We start from the raw sequence: 16,063 nt of genomic DNA on the forward strand, positions 1-16,063 counted from the left end.
CCCCGCACAGTTGTAGGGCAGCGGCGAGAAAGGGCACGAGACGGTATCATGGCGGCACGAATGCTCCAGGAGACGTCATGCCTACCGCTCCCCCCCTCCCGCTGTCGACGCCCAGCCGCAACCTGATTCGCCTGACCATCGTACGCGGCATCACCTGGACCGGCTTCCTGGCGGCGGTCATCGTCGGCGTCGAACTCCTGCACTTCGAACTCGAGATCGCAGCGGTGATCGGCGTGATCGTCTGCATGGGCCTGGTCAACCTGTTCACCTGGTGGCGGCTCGGTCGCCAATGGGCGGTCAACCACACCGAGTACGTGATCCACCTGCTGGTCGACGTGCTCGGCCTGACGCTGCTGTTTTATCTCACCGGGGGGGCCACCAACCCCTTCATCAACTATTACCTGGTGCCGGTCACCATTGCCGCCGCCACCCTGCCATGGCGGTATGCCTGGATCGTCGCCGCCTCGGCCATGGCCTCCTACACCCTGCTGATGTGGGACTACCATCCGGTCCCTCAACTGACCCACGACCAAGGCAACGAGATTCTCAACCTGCACGTGCTGGGCATGTGGATCAACTTCGGCCTGTCGGCCGGCCTGGTGACCTTTTTCATCTTCAAGATGGCCCACGCCCTGCGCAGCCGTGAACAGGCCCTGTCCCAAACCCGCGAGACGGCGCTGCGCAACGAGCAGATCGTCGCCGTGGCCACCCAGGCCGCCGGCACCGCCCATGAGCTGGGTACGCCGCTGTCGACCATGGCGGTGCTGCTCAGCGAAATGCGCGAGGACGCCCGCGGCAACCCGGCGCTGGAACAGGATGTCGAGTTGCTGCGCCAACAGGTCGATGTATGCAAGTCGCGGTTGCGCCACCTGGTCGAGAGCGCCGACCGCCGACGCATGGCCGAACCCGAAGTGCGCGACGCCCGCGATTGGCTCAGCGGCGTGGTGCAGCGCTGGCTGGTACTGCGACCGGACGTCAGCCACCGCCTCGAGATCGCCAGCCAGCGCGGCACGCCCTGGCTCAAGGTCGACACGACCCTCGACCAGGCAATCACCAACCTGCTCAACAACGCCGCCGACGCCAACCCCGACGACATCCATATCGGCCTGGACTGGAATGCCCAGGACGTGGTGATCGACATCCGCGACCATGGCCCCGGGGTTACCCTGGACATCGCCGACCAGCTGGGCGAGACCTTCGTCTCGACCAAGAGCAAGGGACTCGGCATCGGCCTGTTCCTCACTCACGCCACCATCAATCGCTTCGGCGGCGGCGTGAGGCTGTATAATCATCCGGACGGGGGGACGCTGACCGAAGTGATCCTGCCACACAGTGAGCCCTGAGCGACGCGACGAGGTTGCCATGCAAGATGCCGATACCCGCCTGTTGATCATCGACGACGACGAGATGTTCTGCCATGTTCTCTCTCGCGCCATGACCCGACGCGGCTACGAGGTGCTGGTGGCCAACGATGCCGAACAGGCACTCGCGTTGGCTCGCCGTCACCGCCCCCAGCTGGCCACGCTAGATCTCAAGCTGGAGCACAGCTCGGGGCTGAAGCTGCTGCCGGAATTGCTCGAGGTGATGCCGAACTGTCGCATCGTGGTGCTGACCGGTTACTCCAGCATCGCCACCGCGGTGGAGGCGATCAAGCTCGGCGCGGTGAACTACCTGTGCAAGCCCGCCGATGCCGACGAGATCCTCGTTGCCCTGGGTCGGGAAGAGGGCGATCCGGAAGCCGAAGTGGCCGACAACCCGCCGTCGATCAACCGCATCGCCTGGGAGCACATCCAGAAGGTGCTGCAGGAGCACGACGGCAACATCTCCGCCACCGCCCGCGCCCTGGGCATGCACCGCCGCACCCTGCAGCGCAAGCTGCAGAAGCGGCCGGTGCGGCGCTGATCAGAGGCGCAAGAATGAAGATTGAAGAGAGAAGAAGGGATGGAGTTCTTTCTTCCCTCTTCCAGGTGCGTAGCGCCGCTCTGCCCTCTTCGAGCGGCGTAGCCGCGTCTTACTGAGCCGTCCAACCCAGATCAATGTTCCAGCTCGAGCCGCTCACCGCACCCGCCGCATCCGAGGCCAGGTAAGCCACCAGGCCGGAGACCTCCTCTGGATCGATCAGGCGCTTGACCGCGGCGTTCTTGAGCATGATCTGCTCCACCACGTCCTGCTCGTCCATGTTGTGCAGCCTGGCCTGGTCGGCGATCTGGTTCTCCACCAGCGGTGTCTTGACGTAGGCCGGGCAGATCGCGTTGGCCGTGATCCCCTGGGGGCCACCCTCCAGCGCTGCCGTCTTGGTCAGCCCAATCAGGCCGTGTTTGGCACTGATGTAGGCCGACTTGCCCGGCGAGGCGACCTGGGCGTGCACCGAGGCAATGTTGATGATCCGCCCCCAGCCGTTCTGGCGCATCGAGGGCCAGACCGCCTGGGTCAGCAGGAACGGCGCCGTCAGCATCAGGTCGACGATCTGCCGCCACTTGGCTTCGGGAAAATCCTCGATCGGCGAGACATGCTGGATGCCGGCGTTATTGACCAGGATATCGACCCGGCCGAAGCGCTTGATCGCTTCCGCGACGGCTCCCTTGCAGGCCTCGCCATCGGTGAGGTCGGCCTGGTAGAAGGCCGCCCCGGCGGCGTCGGCCTTCTCCTTGGCCTGTTCGTTGAAATCGACGGCCAGGACCTGATGGCCGAGCTCGCGGAACTGGCGTACCACGGCTTCACCGATACCGCTGGCGGTGCCCGTGACCAGGGCGACGCGAGGCACGGGGGTCGTTGCATTGGGCATGGGTAAATCCTTCTACGCGGCGTTGGGATGTGAGAGTGTCACCAGCATAAGCCGGAGGCGGCGATCAGGGCCAGCCGCGGCATCGCCTCAAGCGGCATCCTCGGGGTTCATCACCCGGTCCATCAGGCGTTGCGCCAGGCGGCTGCCCTCCTCGCGTGTCTCCAGGTCGGAGAGATCGTCGAGCAGCTGGCAGCGCCACAGCCACAGTTCCGCCTCCAGCACCTCGGCGACGAAGGGGTAGCGGCCCGATGGCAAGGCGAAGGCGCGACGCTCGCCCTCGGCCGGTGCCGCGACGGTGGCAAAGGCCGGGAACAGCACCAGCGACAGCGAAACGGGGCTGATCAGGGCGCCGACAAGGTAATCGCGGCCCGCCGTCGCCGCCACGTCATCGGGACAGACCTGGAAACACAGCGCGTCGACGTCGAGTTGCGGGTTGTATCCCGGGGCTGTCTCGATCGCATCGGCCTGGCGGCGCTTCCAGGCCTGGGCCATCTCGTTCAGGCGCCGGTACTGCTCGGGCGTTGGGGCCAGCATGCCGCTCTCCTCTAATCCGCAATGGACGATGCGCCACCGGCGCTCATCGGCGAGAGGTCTCATTCGGCAGGACGCCTCGCGGCTGCTATTCTGGCAGCTCCATGCGCGACGAGGAATGCCCATGCTCCCCCAGCAACGTCTTGAGCTGGCCGTCTCCATCGCCCGCGAGGCCGGCGAGCGAATCGTGGCGGCCAGGCAGAGCCAGAGCTTCAACCAGCAGTTCAAGCACGGCCAGGAGCTTGTCACCGACGTCGACGTGGCCGTCGACACCCTGATCCGCGACCGCCTCGACGCCAGTCTGCCGGGCGAGCAGCGGCTCAGCGAAGAGCTCGCCCCCGACCGTGAGGTGATGCGCACGGCCGAGGCGCTGTGGGTCATCGACCCGATCGACGGCACCGTCAATTTTGCCCATGGCCTGCACCATGTCGCCGTCTCCATCGCCTGGGTCAGCGAGGGCAAGTCCCGCCTGGGCGTGGTGCATGCCCCCTTCCTCGGCGAGACCTACACCGCCCTGTGCGGTCAGGGCGCCTGGCGCAACGGCAAGCCGATTCATGCCAGTCGCACCACCAACCTGCAGCGCTGCCTGGTCGGCACCGGCTTCCCCTACCGGCGCGACAGCCGCCCGCCGTTGATGCGTCGGCTGATGGCCGTGCTGGAGCACTGCCAGGACGTGCGGCGCAACGGCTCGGCCGCGCTCGACCTGTGCGACGTCGCCTGCGGCCGGCTGGATGCCTATTACGAGAGCGTATCGCCCTGGGACTTTGCCGCCGGCCTGCTGATTGCCCGCGAGGCCGGCGCCCGTACCGGCCACCTCTATCCCTGCCCGAAGGGCATTCCGGAAGACCTGTACGGCGAAAACCTGCTGGTCAGCGCCCCCGAGATCCACGCCGAGCTCGGCGACCTGCTGCGCGCGGCCGATGCCAACGAGCTGAGACCGTACTGAAGGCTTCCGCCGCGGCCGCGATAGGGCTGTCCAATCGGGCCGCTAGCAGCCTGCTATTGGCCCGCAGCCCTCCCATCCGTCACAATGGCGCCCAGGAAAATACCTTCAGGAGACATGCTATGTTCGTGGTCATCTTCGGTCGTCCCGGCTGCCCCTTCTGCGTTCGTGCCCAGCAGCTCGCCGAGAGCCTGGAAAGCGCCAACGTGATCGAGGGTCACCGCTACGTGGACATCTGGGCCGAAGGCATCAGCAAGGCCGACCTGGAGAAGACCATCGGCAAGCCGGTCTCGACCGTGCCGCAGGTCTTCATCGACCAGCAGCACGTCGGCGGCTTCACCGAGTTCGATCGCTACGTGCGTGACAATGCCCTCATGGCCTGACGAATCCGGCCCGCCAGGCCGAGACAGAGCGCCGGCCTGGCCCCTGCGTCCATTTCCCGTTTAACGTTCCTCCCCCGTTGAAAGCCGTTCCTGTCCAGCCCCTATACTGAGGTCTAATGCGCAAGCGCATCTGGACATAAGGAACGGCACGATGCAAAGGGAAGAATTCCTCCAGCAGCTCTGGCTCGACTACATCCATCACCATCCAGACGTGGGGATGCTGCGCCTGTGGCCGACGAATGCGCCGGTCGAGTACCTGACGCTGCTCACCCTCAATCAGCCTCCCTTCGCTGCCGACGACCTGCTACCCACGCTCGGCCACCTCGGCTATCGCCCCGTACAGCGCTACGCCATGGCCGACCGCGGCCTGCTGGTCACCCTGCTGGCGCCGCCCGACAGCGGCACCTGGCTGGTGCTGGCGGAACTCCAGCTCAGCAGCCTGTCGCGCCAGCCGCGCGATGCGCTCGCTGCGCTGGTCAGCCGCACCCACCCCCAGGATACCCGCGGCAAGAACCTGCTGAGCCGGGGCCGCCCTTGGCCCATGCCCAGCTGGGACGTCTATCGCTCGCTGTACGACGCGCACCCCTTGGCCGCCTGGTTTGCCGCCATGGGGCCGAGCGTACATCACGCCGGCTTCGACTGCGCACGCCTCGGCAACAGCTTCGAAGCGCTCGATGCCGCCCTGTCGGCAGCCGGCCTCGCGGGCAATGAAGACCGTCATCACGGCGTCTTCCCGGTATCGCCGCTGCTCCAGTATCGCTTCTACCCCACCTGCTCACAGCGGCTTGCCTTTGCCGAGGGCGACGAGCACCGCATCTGCCTGGGCGGCCTGGCCTTGATGCAGAAGCGCCTGAGCAGCGACCACGAGCGCAGCGTGGAGCTGCTGCTGCCTCACCACACCCGCTGCGAGCTCACCTGACCCGCCGCCGGGCGTTATCCACAGAAACTGTGGATAACGCTGTGCAAGACGCCGTGACAAGCCTCGTTGGCCCAGGCACGACGCCCCTCGCTCGGGTTGATCATAAAATCATCACAGATTGAAACAGAAAGGCCCGGGCAAAGCCCGGGCCCGAAGGTACCGCGGAGCAGCTCAATCGAAGGTCATTTCCGGCACGTGATCCGGGACGATCAGCTTGCCGGCGGTCTTCTCGACGATCTCCTCGACGCTGACGCCGGGCGCCCGCTCCTTGAGGATGAAGGCGCCGTTCTCGATCTCCAGGTAGGCGAGGTCGGTGAGCACCCGATTGATGCAGCCCGCCCCGGTCAACGGTAGCGTGCATTTCTCGAGCAGCTTCGACTCACCATGCTTGGAGGCATGGGTCATGGTACAGATGATGTTCTCGGCGCCGGCCACCAGGTCCATGGCGCCGCCCATGCCCTTGATCAGCTTGCCGGGGACCATCCACGAGGCGATGTTGCCCTCCTGGTCGACCTCGAAGGCGCCAAGCACGGTCAGGTCGACGTGGCCGCCGCGGATCATGGCGAAGGATTCGGCGGAATTGAAGATCGCCGCCCCCAGGCGGGCCGTCACCGTCTGCTTGCCGGCGTTGATCATGTCGGGGTCGACCTCGTCCTCGGTGGGGAAACGCCCCATGCCGAGCAGGCCGTTCTCCGACTGCAACATCACGTCGATGCCCTCAGGCACGTAGTTGGCCACCAGGGTGGGGATGCCGATGCCCAGGTTGACGTAGAAGCCATCCTTCAGTTCCTGCGCCACGCGCTGCGCCATCTGTTCGCGAGTCAGTGCCATCTTGTTTGCCTCTAGTGTTCGGTGGAGAAGCGATATGTGGTGTGCCGGTCGCTGCCGGCGGCGGAAGCGGCGCCGGGCTCAGCCCTCGCGCACCGTGCGCTTCTCGATACGCTTCTCGAAGGTGCCCTGGATGATGCGGTCGACATAGATGCCCGGGGTATGGATCTGGTCGGGGCGCAGTTCGCCCGGCTCGACGATCTCCTCGACCTCCACCACGGTGATCTTGCCGCAGGTGGCAGCCAACGGGTTGAAGTTCTGGGCGGTGTCGCGGTAGATCACGTTACCGTAGCGATCGGCCTTCCAGCCCTTGACGATGGCGAAATCGGCGTGGAACGCCTCCTCGAGAATATAGTGGCGGCCGTTGAATTCGCGCACCTCCTTGCCCTCGCCGATCGGCGTGCCGTAGCCGGTGGCGGTGTAGAAGGCCGGAATGCCCGCCCCTCCGGCGCGCATCTTCTCGGCCAGGGTGCCCTGCGGCGTCAGGATCACTTCGATCTCCTCGTTGAGCATCTGCTGCTCGAACAGGGCGTTCTCTCCCACGTAGGAGGCATAGAAACGCTTGATCTGCTTGTCTTCCAGCAGCACGCCCAGGCCGAAGCCGTCGACGCCACAGTTGTTGGAGATGACGGTCAGGTCCTTGACACCGCGGCGCTTGACCTCGGCGATCAGGTTCTCGGGGATGCCGCACAGGCCGAAGCCCCCAGCCACCACGGTCATCCCGCTTTCGATGCCTGCCATCGCCTCTTCGTAGGAGTACACGCGCTTGTCGAATCCGGACATCGCAAAGCCTCGTCTTGTTGTGAAATGGGTACAGGTGACGGTACCTGATCAGTGTTGACCTGCCCAATATATTTGTTAAGTTTGTTTTTTTTATCAATTGATATGAATTATTTATAAAATAGGCCGCACCATGACCGTCAAGCAGCTTCGCGCCTTCCTCGCCGTGGCCCAGAGCCTCAGCTTTACCCAGGCCTGCGAGCGGCTGCACCTGTCGCAACCGGCGCTGAGCCTGGCCATCAAGGGGCTCGAGGAGACCCTGGGCGGCCCCCTGCTGATTCGCAGCACACGCAGCGTGCGCCTCACGCCGGAGGGCGAGATCCTGGTGCCGCTGGCCAAGCGCCTGCTGGCCGACTGGGACAACGCCGAGGAACTGCTGCGCCAGCGCTTCACCCTGCAGCTCGGGCGGGTGGCCCTGGCCGCCATGCCCTCCATCGCCTGCAATCGGCTGCCTCGCGCGCTGAGGCGCTTCCGCGAGCGTTTTCCCCGGGTCAACGTGACGGTGCACGACGTGATCAACGAGCAGGTGATCGACATGGTGCGCCACCAGCGGGTCGAGCTGGGCATCGCCTTCGAGCCCGAAACCCGCGAGGGCATCGACTTCCTGCCGCTGTTCGACGACACCTTCGTTGCCGTGCTGCCGCCGGATTCCCCCTTGGTCGCCGCCGAATCGGTCGACTGGAAGGCCCTGCTCTCGCACGACTTCATCGCCCTGCAGCGCCCCTCCATGGTACGCATCCTGCTGGAACAGGCCCTGGCGCGCCGGCAAACGGAGCTGCCGGTGGCGTTCGAGAGCCATCAGCTGGCGACGGTCGGTCGCATGGTGGCCAGCGGTCTCGGCGTCAGCGCCGTGCCCACACTGTGCCGCGAGCAGATGCATGAGCTCGGCGCTCGCTGCGTGCCACTCTTCGACCCCCAGATCCGCCGTACCGTAGGCGTGGTAGTGGGTGCCGGGCAGGAGCTTTCGATTGCGGCGCGGGCGCTGTTCGACGTGCTGCAGACGACGCTGTGCGAGCCGTCAGCGTGAGTGGAAGCGCTGGGCAGTAAGGGCCCGATCCATTAGCATGTGCGGCTATTGTCACGACGTCACATCGAGGAGTCAGGCATGTCGACCCTGAAGGGGCTCGTCAGCGCATTGCTACTGGTGGTCACCACCCTGTTCTGGTCGGTTCCCCTGATCCTGTTGACCCTGCTCAAGCTGATCACGCCGACGCGCCCCCTGCGGTTGATCGTGCTGCGCGGCCTCAATGGCGTGGCGCTGAACTGGATCGGCTGCAACCTGTGGTGGATGCGCCACTGGCTCAAGCCTCGCCTCGAGGCGACCCTGCCCGAAGGCCTGTCGCCCGAACAGCGCTGGCTGGTGATCTCCAATCACCGCAGCTGGACCGACATCTTCATGTTGCTCATGGTGCTGCACCGGCGCATCCCGATGCCGCGCTTCTTCCTCAAGCAGCAGCTCATCTGGATACCGATCGTGGGGCTCGCCTGGTGGGCCCTCGAGTTCCCTTTCATGCGCCGCTACCGCCGCGAGCAGATCGAGCGCAATCCGCAACTGGCGGAGGTCGACCGCAAGGCGACCGAGCGCCTGTGCGAGCGCGCCCGCGAGATGCCGCTCGCCATCTTCAACTTCGTTGAAGGCACGCGATTTACCCCGCTCAAGCGCGATGCGCAGAATAGCCCCTTCCGCCATCTGCTTCGCCCCAAGGCCGGCGGTGTCGCCCAGGTGCTGAGCCTGCTGGGTGCCCAGCTCGACGGTATCCTCGACGTGACCTTGCACTATGCCAACCCGGACCCGACCTTCTGGGGCTTCCTGTGCGGACGCGAAGGGCCGATAACGCTCGAGGCTCGCCGACTCGAGGTACCGGGCTGGATGCTCGACAGTCGCTACCATGACGATCCGCACTACAAGGAACGCTTCCACTCATGGCTCAACGCCCTGTGGCAGGAAAAAGACCAGGCGCTCGCATCGCGCTGACGCTGCTTTACGTACTGGCACTGCTGTCGCTCGTCGCTTGCGCCTCGCCCGGCGGCGAGGTCCAGCGCAGCAGCGATCCCGGCATTGCCGGCAGTTGGGTCGTGGTACAGCGCGGCGACACCCTCGGCAGCATCGCCGCCCGTGCCGACGTGCCGCTGGCCCGCCTGCAGCGCTTCAACCCCGGCGTCAACGCCAATCGCCTGGCGGTCGGCCAGCGCCTGCTGATTCCCACCCAGCAGGAGCGAGCCCCCTCCGGCGGCCCCTACCGCTACCAGATTCGCCCCGGCGATACCTTCTCGGCGGTCGCACGGCGCTTTGGCACCACGCCGGCGCGCATCCAGTCGGCCAACCCCGGTGTGGCGCCAACCCGCCTGCGCGTGGGCCAGCTCATCCAGGTCCCCCTGCGCGGCTCGACCACGACGACGACCGCCCGCTCGTCAAGCGCTTCGAGCAGTCGCGCCAATACCCCGAGCCGCCCTGCCAGCCCCCCAGCGGCAGCGTCCGCACCGAGTTCGGTGCCGGGTTCGGCGCGGAACTGGCCCTGGCCACTCGAGGATTATCGTGTCGTGCGTGCCTACGGCACCGACAGCCGCGGCACCCTGCAACCGATGCTGCTCGCCACCAACCGTGGTGCGCGGGCCAAGGCGGTCGCCGACGGCGACGTTCGCTTCGCCGGCAGCATGCGTCAGCTCGGTCGCGTCGTGATCGTGCACCATGCCGACAACCTGCAGAGCGTCTACGCGCTGTGCGACAAGCTGCTGGTGGACGACGGCGCGCGTGTCAGCCGCGGCACGCCGCTGTGCGAGGTGGGCTTCAGCAATGCCACGGAGCGTTTCGACCTGCTGTTCGACATACGTCTCGGCGGCAAGCCGATCGACCCGCGCCGGGTGCTGCGCTAGCGCCATGGCGACGCCGGCCTGGGAACGGTGCCTGCCAGCACCGCCGCTGTATCGCTACCGGGGCGTACTGGGAGAGCCCGCGGCCAGTGAGGTCCTGGCCAGGCTGGACGCGGAGCTGGACTGGCAACAGCCCCGCCTGCGCCTGTACGGGCGCGAGCACCCGATTCCCCGCCGCCAGGTATGGATGGGCGACCCCGAGGCGCACTATCGCTACTCGGGGCGTGACTTCGTGCCGCTGGCGTGGCATCCCGACGTCGTCGCGATACGCGAGCGCATCGCCGACCTGCTGGCGAAGCTGGGTCTCGACATCGCGTTCAACAGCGTGCTGCTCAACCGCTATGCCGATGGCGACGAGCGCATGGGCTGGCACAGCGACGACGAGCCGGAGCTCGGCGACAACCCCGTCATCGCCGCCGTCACACTGGGCAGCGAACGGCCGCTGCGGTTCCGCTGGAAACAGGGCGGCGACCCACCCTTCAATGTCTGGCTGCCCCACGACAGCCTGCTGCTGATGGGACCCGGCTGCCAGGCGAAGCTGCAGCACGCCCTGCTGCCCAGGCGCGTCCCCGGGCTGCGCATCAGCCTCACCTTCCGGCGCGTGCTGACACGCCCCCGGCGCCGGCGCTGAGCCCGGTCAATGGGCTTGGCGGTAGAGCCCCCACAGGATCGTGATCAACAGCGCGTAGACCAGCCCGCCGACGGGATAGGTGAGAAAGCTGTAGGTCAAGCCGAAGTCGATGAAGGCGACCGGCACCAGCGTGCCCGCCACCGCCAGCGCCCGCTGCTCGCCCGAGCCGGCGCCGACCCCGCGGGCGAACAGCCACAGCGGCGTGAAGTAGAGCGCCAGCAGCGCCAGCAGCCCCGGCACCCCGCGCTTGACCCAGGCGTCGAGGATATCGTTGTGGGCGTGCCAGAAGCGCCCCAGCGCAGGGTCCTGCTCGCCCTCGGCGCCGCGCTCGCGCATGGCGGCCTGGTAGCCGCTGCCGCCCCACCCGAGCAGCGGGCGCTCCAGTATCAGCTGCGAAGAACCCCGCCACATCTCCAGCCTGGCGCTGACCGAGGTCATCTCGTCGTCCCCCGCCACGTACTGGCGCAGGCTGTTGACGGCATTGTCGACGCGCGTGGCCACGCCGGTCTGCGGCATCGCATACAGGCTGCCCAGCAGCGCCATCAGGGCCGCCACCAGGGTCACCCGCCAGCCCAGCGAGAGGCGGCGGCCATGCCCGCGATAGAGCACCCAGATCGCCAGGGGCAGGCCGATCCAGCCCCCGCGCGACCCGGACAGCGCCGAGGTGAGCAGGCCCGCCAGGCCACCGACGATCAGCAGCAGCGACCAGGGCCAGCGCTCCCGCCGGGCAAACGACCAGCTCAGGCCCGCGAGGCACAGCAGCCCCATCAGCAGGCCGAGGTTACCGAACAGGATGGCGTGCAACGGCTCATGACCGTTGGCACGCGTCGTCCCCTCGACGACGCGCTGCCACAAGGCCCAGGCGCTCGCCGCCAGGCTGCCCAGCGCCAGGCCGGCCCAGAGCCAGGTGGCACGGACCCTGACCCTGGCGAACGCCACCAGCGCGACCATGGCCAGCGCGAATGGCCAGGCATTGACCAGACCGGAGGCGCCTTCGCCGTGCAGCAGGAGCATGCCGACCCAGGCCAGGCCCTGCAGCCCCATGGCGGCCACGAGCAGCAGATCCTCGCGCCGCGGAAACGCATCGACCTGCCCTTCCTCGCCAAGCCAGGCCGCTGCCAGCAGCAGCAGCGGCACGACGATGAGACCCTCCCACGGCAGCGCCAGCATCGACGCCCCCAGGGTGAGCATGGCCAGGGCCGACAGCCACGCCTGGCACACGGCTCTCCAGCTGCGCGACATGGATCCGGGGAGCGGTCGATAGGAATTGTCTTCGATCATGGCAATGGCTCATCCGTTGATACGCTGCCGTCAACGGCGCCCGGGGAACTGCCCTCCTGGCTTCCGGGCGCCGTGTCGAAAGATTACCCTCTCAGGATAGTGGAAGCGATGTCCACCCGACCGATTCCTTCACTCCACGGTGACGGACTTGGCCAGGTTGCGCGGCTGGTCGACATCGGTATCGCGCGCCACCGCGACGTGATAGGCCAACAGCTGCAGCGGTAGGGTGTAGACGATGGGGGCCAGGAAGCGGCAGCAGCCGGGTACCTTGATCACCGTCATGCCCGCTTCCTGCTCCAGGCCGCTCTCGGGATCGGCGAAGACCAGCAGTTGGCCGCCGCGCGCCCGCACCTCCTGCAGGTTGGACTTGAGCTTGTCGATCAGCTCGTCCAGCGGCGCCAGCGCCACCACCGGCATACTGCCGTCGATCAGCGCCAGGGGCCCGTGCTTGAGTTCCCCGGCGGGATAGGCCTCGGCGTGGATGTAGGAGATCTCCTTGAGCTTGAGCGCCCCCTCCAGGGCGATCGGCATCTGCGCACCGCGCCCCAGGAACAGGGTATGGCGGTAGTCGACGAAGCGCTGGGCCAGGGCGGCGATCTCGCCGTCGAGCTTGAGCGTGTCGCCCAGCAGGGTCGGCAGGTAGCGCAGGCGGTGCACCAGCCTGGCCGTCAGGTCGGGGTCGCCGCCATGCAGCTGGCGCAGCGCCAGCGCCACCAGCATCAGCGAGGTCAGTTGGGTGGTGAACGCCTTGGTCGAGGCCACGCCGATCTCGGGGCCGGCATGTGTCATCAGGCTGAGGTCGGACTCGCGCACCAGCGAGCTGCCCGGCACGTTGCAGATCGCCAGCGCCCCGACGTAGTTCTCGCCCTGGCGCTTGCGAGCATGGCGCAGGGCGGCCAGGGTGTCGGCCGTCTCGCCCGACTGCGACAGGGTCAGCAGCAGCGTCCCCGGAGGGGCCACTACGTCGCGATAGCGGTACTCGGAGGCGATCTCCACCTGGCACGGCACCCCGGCCAGCGCTTCGATCCAGTAGCGCGCCACCATGCCCGCATGGTAGCTGGTCCCGCAAGCGACGAGATGAATCTGGCGAGTCTTGCCCAGCAGCTCGCGCGCCTGGGGGCCGAAGGCCTCGATCAGCACCTGATCGCCCCCCAGCCGCCCTTCCAGGGCGTTGGCCACGGCCACCGGCTGCTCGTGGATCTCCTTGAGCATGTAATGCTCGAACTCGCCCTTGCCGACCGCCGGGTCGTCGTGCTCGTAGCGCAGCACCTCGCGCACTACCGGGGCACGCCGCCCCTCGGCGTCGAGACCATGCACGACGCAGCCGTCGCGCGTGGCCTCCACCAGATCGCCGTCCTCCAGGTAGACGAAGCGATCGGTCACCGTGAGCAGCGCCAGCGGGTCGGATCCCAGGTAGCAGCCCGGCTCGCCGATCCCCACCACGAGCGGGCTGCCGTGGCGCGCGCCGACGACGCGATCGGGCCGGTCGGCATCGATCACCCCCAGGGCATAGGCGCCTTCGAGCCGTGCAACCGCCGCCTCGACCGCCAGCAGCAGGTCTCCCCGGGCTTTCAGCTCGCGCTCGACCAGGTGCGCCACGACCTCGGTGTCGGTCTGGGAGACGAAGACGTAGCCATCGGCGACGAGCTCGGCCTTGAGCGCATGGTGATTCTCGATGATGCCGTTGTGGACGACGGCGACGCGCCCCGAGACGTGGGGGTGGGCGTTGTCCTGGCTGGGCTCGCCGTGGGTCGCCCAGCGGGTGTGGGCCACCCCCGTCATGCCCGTCAGCGGCGACGCCGACAGTAGCCGCTCCAGCGCCGCCACCTTGCCCACTTCCCGGGCGCGGCCCAGCTTGCCGGGGGCTTCCACCAGGGCGACACCGGCTGAATCATAGCCCCGGTATTCGAGGCGCTTGAGACCTTCCATCAGGATGGGCAGGACGTTGTCCGCCCCCACTGCAGCTACGATGCCACACATGCTCTCTTCTCCATGAACGGTGCCACGACCTCGAGCCGTGATGCACTGGCTAGGGCAATCAAATCGCGTGCGATGCGCCGGCTGCGATGACACCGGCTGGCGGCCGTCCCGGGCCGCCAAGGCGTTCGACCGATGCCGCCTACTTGTGCCGTTCCAGCACCGGGCGCAGCGGCATGATGGCGACGTTGGAGGCCATCGGCGGGGCCTCGCGATGGCGCTTCTCGAGCCACACCAGGTCGACGATCTCGCCCTCCGGCCGGTACGCCGTCGGCGCCTCCAGCAGCAGGCGGCGAATCCCGTCGTGCTGGAAGAGACGGCACGCCTCGAACAGCCGGTCGAGGAACGCCTCGAGCCGCGGCCACTCCCAGAACACCTCCTGGGCGGTCATGATGCGCGGGTGCGAGGTCGCCGCGACGTCGTCGCCCACCAACAGTTCCTCATAGAGCTTCTCGCCCGGACGCAGGCCGCTGTAGGCGATGGCGATGTCGCCATCCGGACTGTGCTCGTCGCGCACCTTCAACCCCGACAGGCGTACCATCTGCCGCGCCAGGTCGGCGATGCGCACCGGCTCGCCCATGTCGAGCACGAAGACGTCGCCGCCGCGGGCCATGGCACCCGCCTGGATCACCAACTGGGCGGCCTCGGGGATGGTCATGAAGAAGCGGGTGATGTCCGGGTGGGTCACCGTGATCGGCCCGCCCGCCTGGATCTGCTCGCGGAACAGCGGCACCACCGAACCGCTGGAACCCAGCACGTTGCCGAAGCGCACCATGCAGAATCGTGTCGCCTCCTGGTGCTTGGCGAAGGCCTGGCAGATGAGTTCGGCCAGTCGCTTGGTGGTGCCCATGACGTTGGTCGGCCGCACCGCCTTGTCGGTGGACACCAGCACGAAGGTCTCGACCCCGGCGTCCATCGCCGCACGGGCGGCCGAGAGAGTCCCGAAGACGTTGTTCTGCACGCCCTCTACCACGTTGTGCTCGACCATCGGCACATGCTTGTAGGCCGCCGCGTGATAGACGGTCTGCACCTCGAAGGCCTTCATCACCGTGGTCAGCCGCTTGCGATGCTGCACCGAACCGAGCAGCGCCTCGATGCCGACCTCGAGCCCCTCGTCCCTGGCGATGCGGCGCAGCTCCTGCTCGATGCGGTAGAGCCCGAACTCGGAGATCTCGAGCAGCAGCAGCCGCCTGGGTCCGTGACGCAGCAGCTGGCGACAGAGCTCGGAACCGATGGAGCCCCCTGCGCCGGTGACCAGTACCACCTTGTCGCGAATGTTGGCCTCCATCAGGGTGGGATTGGGCGGCACCGGGTCGCGACCGAGCAGATCCTCCACCGCCACGTCGCGCACCTCGCTGATCCTGGCGCGCCCGGTCACCACGTCGACCACGCCGGGAATCGTCTGCACCGGGAAGCCCTGCGGCTCCAGCTCGGCGAGGATCTCGCGCCGCCGTGCCCGGCTCACGCTGGGCATGGCCAGCAGCACCCGCGAGGCGCCATAGGTGTCGGCCAGGTAGCCGAGCTGGCGCGGCGGATAGACCTTGAGCCCCTCGATGTAGGTGTTCTGCAGGCTCACCGCATCGTCGACGAAGGCGATCGGCAAATACTCCTCGCCATGGCTGAGCGACACCGCCAGCTGGCGCCCGGCCGCGCCGGCGCCATAGATCACCACCCGCGGCTTATGGCGAATCTGGCTGCGCAGGTAGATCGCGCGCAGCCCGAAACGCACCCCACCGATGGTGAGCAGCGCCAGCATGGCGTAGATGAAGGGCACGCTGCGCGGGATCCCCAGCGCGAAGAGATAGCTGGCCAGCGGCAGCGACAGCGCCGACACCACCACCCCGATGACCACGGCACGTATCGCCTTGGGCCCCAGGTAGCGGATCACCGCGCGATAGAACCCGAGCCGCACGTAGATCACCAGGCTCAGCGGGATCATCACCAGCAAGGCCATCCAGGTCTGCGCCTCGGCCAGGGGCGCCCAGCTCTCCAGGCGCAGCAGCATGGCCAGCAGGAAGCTGGTGGCGATCAGCACGCAGTCCACCACCAGCTGGATGGTGCGTTTCTGCCGTCTGGGCAGGCGGAACAGGGATTGGAGCAGGTCTCGCATGTCGTCTCTCCATGACCGCGGGCG

The 16,063-nt window shown here is 67.2% G+C and carries 16 protein-coding genes; 9 read left to right on the plus strand and 7 right to left on the minus strand.

Going from position 1 to position 16,063, the window contains the following annotated elements; genetic code table 11:
* The first annotated feature begins 77 nt into the window (after window positions 1-77).
* Window positions 78-1,343, plus strand: a complete 1,266-nt coding sequence (locus HNO51_RS10895) for an ATP-binding protein (protein WP_209537430.1) — start codon at window positions 78-80, stop codon at window positions 1,341-1,343.
* Between the two features lie 19 nt (window positions 1,344-1,362).
* Complete coding sequence (locus HNO51_RS10900) at window positions 1,363-1,902, plus strand: response regulator transcription factor (protein ID WP_209537431.1); 540 nt, start codon at window positions 1,363-1,365, stop codon at window positions 1,900-1,902.
* Window positions 1,903-2,011: 109 nt separating this feature from the next.
* Here HNO51_RS10900 and HNO51_RS10905 read toward each other — a convergent pair whose 3' ends face one another.
* Entirely contained in the window at window positions 2,012-2,785 is a 774-nt protein-coding gene (locus HNO51_RS10905; protein ID WP_197447391.1) for a 3-hydroxybutyrate dehydrogenase, read from the minus strand.
* Between the two features lie 87 nt (window positions 2,786-2,872).
* Window positions 2,873-3,319: a [NiFe]-hydrogenase assembly chaperone HybE gene (gene hybE, locus HNO51_RS10910; RefSeq protein WP_209537432.1), complete on the minus strand. Its 447-nt coding sequence runs from the start codon at window positions 3,317-3,319 to the stop codon at window positions 2,873-2,875.
* 121 nt (window positions 3,320-3,440) lie between these two features.
* On the opposite strand from hybE, the gene HNO51_RS10915 reads away from it, so the two are divergent.
* The 3 genes from HNO51_RS10915 (at window position 3,441) to HNO51_RS10925 (ending at window position 5,561) form a co-directional block, all read left to right on the plus strand.
* Window positions 3,441-4,262 carry an inositol monophosphatase family protein gene (locus HNO51_RS10915; protein WP_197447393.1) on the plus strand — a complete coding sequence of 274 codons (822 nt, stop codon included), beginning with the start codon at window positions 3,441-3,443 and terminating at the stop codon, window positions 4,260-4,262.
* A 119-nt stretch (window positions 4,263-4,381) separates the two neighbouring features.
* Entirely contained in the window at window positions 4,382-4,642 is a 261-nt protein-coding gene (locus HNO51_RS10920) for a GrxA family glutaredoxin (protein ID WP_197447394.1), read from the plus strand.
* A 151-nt stretch (window positions 4,643-4,793) separates the two neighbouring features.
* Window positions 4,794-5,561 carry a VOC family protein gene (locus HNO51_RS10925; protein WP_197447395.1) on the plus strand — a complete coding sequence of 256 codons (768 nt, stop codon included), beginning with the start codon at window positions 4,794-4,796 and terminating at the stop codon, window positions 5,559-5,561.
* A 171-nt stretch (window positions 5,562-5,732) separates the two neighbouring features.
* Here HNO51_RS10925 and HNO51_RS10930 read toward each other — a convergent pair whose 3' ends face one another.
* Window positions 5,733-6,392 carry a CoA transferase subunit B gene (locus HNO51_RS10930; protein ID WP_197447396.1) on the minus strand — a complete coding sequence of 220 codons (660 nt, stop codon included), beginning with the start codon at window positions 6,390-6,392 and terminating at the stop codon, window positions 5,733-5,735.
* Window positions 6,393-6,470: 78 nt separating this feature from the next.
* On the minus strand, window positions 6,471-7,172 hold the full coding sequence (locus tag HNO51_RS10935) for a CoA transferase subunit A (protein ID WP_209537433.1): 702 nt from the start codon (window positions 7,170-7,172) through the stop codon (window positions 6,471-6,473).
* A gap of 130 nt (window positions 7,173-7,302) precedes the next feature.
* Between HNO51_RS10935 and HNO51_RS10940 the strand changes: the two genes are divergently transcribed.
* The 4 genes from HNO51_RS10940 to HNO51_RS10955 all read left to right on the plus strand — a co-directional run bounded on the left by HNO51_RS10940 (window position 7,303) and on the right by HNO51_RS10955 (window position 10,671).
* A complete protein-coding gene (locus tag HNO51_RS10940; protein ID WP_197447398.1) occupies window positions 7,303-8,196 on the plus strand; it encodes a LysR family transcriptional regulator in 894 nt (297 codons plus the stop codon).
* Between the two features lie 78 nt (window positions 8,197-8,274).
* Entirely contained in the window at window positions 8,275-9,144 is an 870-nt protein-coding gene (locus HNO51_RS10945) for an acyltransferase (RefSeq protein ID WP_197447399.1), read from the plus strand.
* Window positions 9,093-10,043, plus strand: a complete 951-nt coding sequence (locus HNO51_RS10950) for a LysM peptidoglycan-binding domain-containing protein (protein ID WP_209537434.1) — start codon at window positions 9,093-9,095, stop codon at window positions 10,041-10,043. The genes HNO51_RS10945 and HNO51_RS10950 overlap by 52 nt, the downstream gene beginning before the upstream one ends.
* 4 nt (window positions 10,044-10,047) lie before the next feature.
* Entirely contained in the window at window positions 10,048-10,671 is a 624-nt protein-coding gene (locus HNO51_RS10955) for an alpha-ketoglutarate-dependent dioxygenase AlkB family protein (protein WP_209537435.1), read from the plus strand.
* A 6-nt stretch (window positions 10,672-10,677) separates the two neighbouring features.
* Here the strand turns inward: HNO51_RS10955 and HNO51_RS10960 are convergent, their stop codons facing one another.
* From HNO51_RS10960 to HNO51_RS10970, 3 genes are all read right to left on the minus strand, one after another.
* Window positions 10,678-11,952, minus strand: coding sequence for an O-antigen ligase family protein (locus tag HNO51_RS10960; RefSeq protein ID WP_197447402.1), 1,275 nt, complete (start codon window positions 11,950-11,952; stop codon window positions 10,678-10,680).
* A 129-nt stretch (window positions 11,953-12,081) separates the two neighbouring features.
* Window positions 12,082-13,932 carry a glutamine--fructose-6-phosphate transaminase (isomerizing) gene (gene glmS, locus HNO51_RS10965; protein ID WP_197447403.1) on the minus strand — a complete coding sequence of 617 codons (1,851 nt, stop codon included), beginning with the start codon at window positions 13,930-13,932 and terminating at the stop codon, window positions 12,082-12,084.
* A gap of 139 nt (window positions 13,933-14,071) precedes the next feature.
* Entirely contained in the window at window positions 14,072-16,039 is a 1,968-nt protein-coding gene (locus HNO51_RS10970; protein ID WP_197447404.1) for a polysaccharide biosynthesis protein, read from the minus strand.
* Window positions 16,040-16,063: the final 24 nt, after the last annotated feature.

Source organism: Billgrantia sulfidoxydans, from assembly GCF_017868775.1.
Lineage (GTDB): Bacteria > Pseudomonadota > Gammaproteobacteria > Pseudomonadales > Halomonadaceae > Halomonas > Halomonas sulfidoxydans.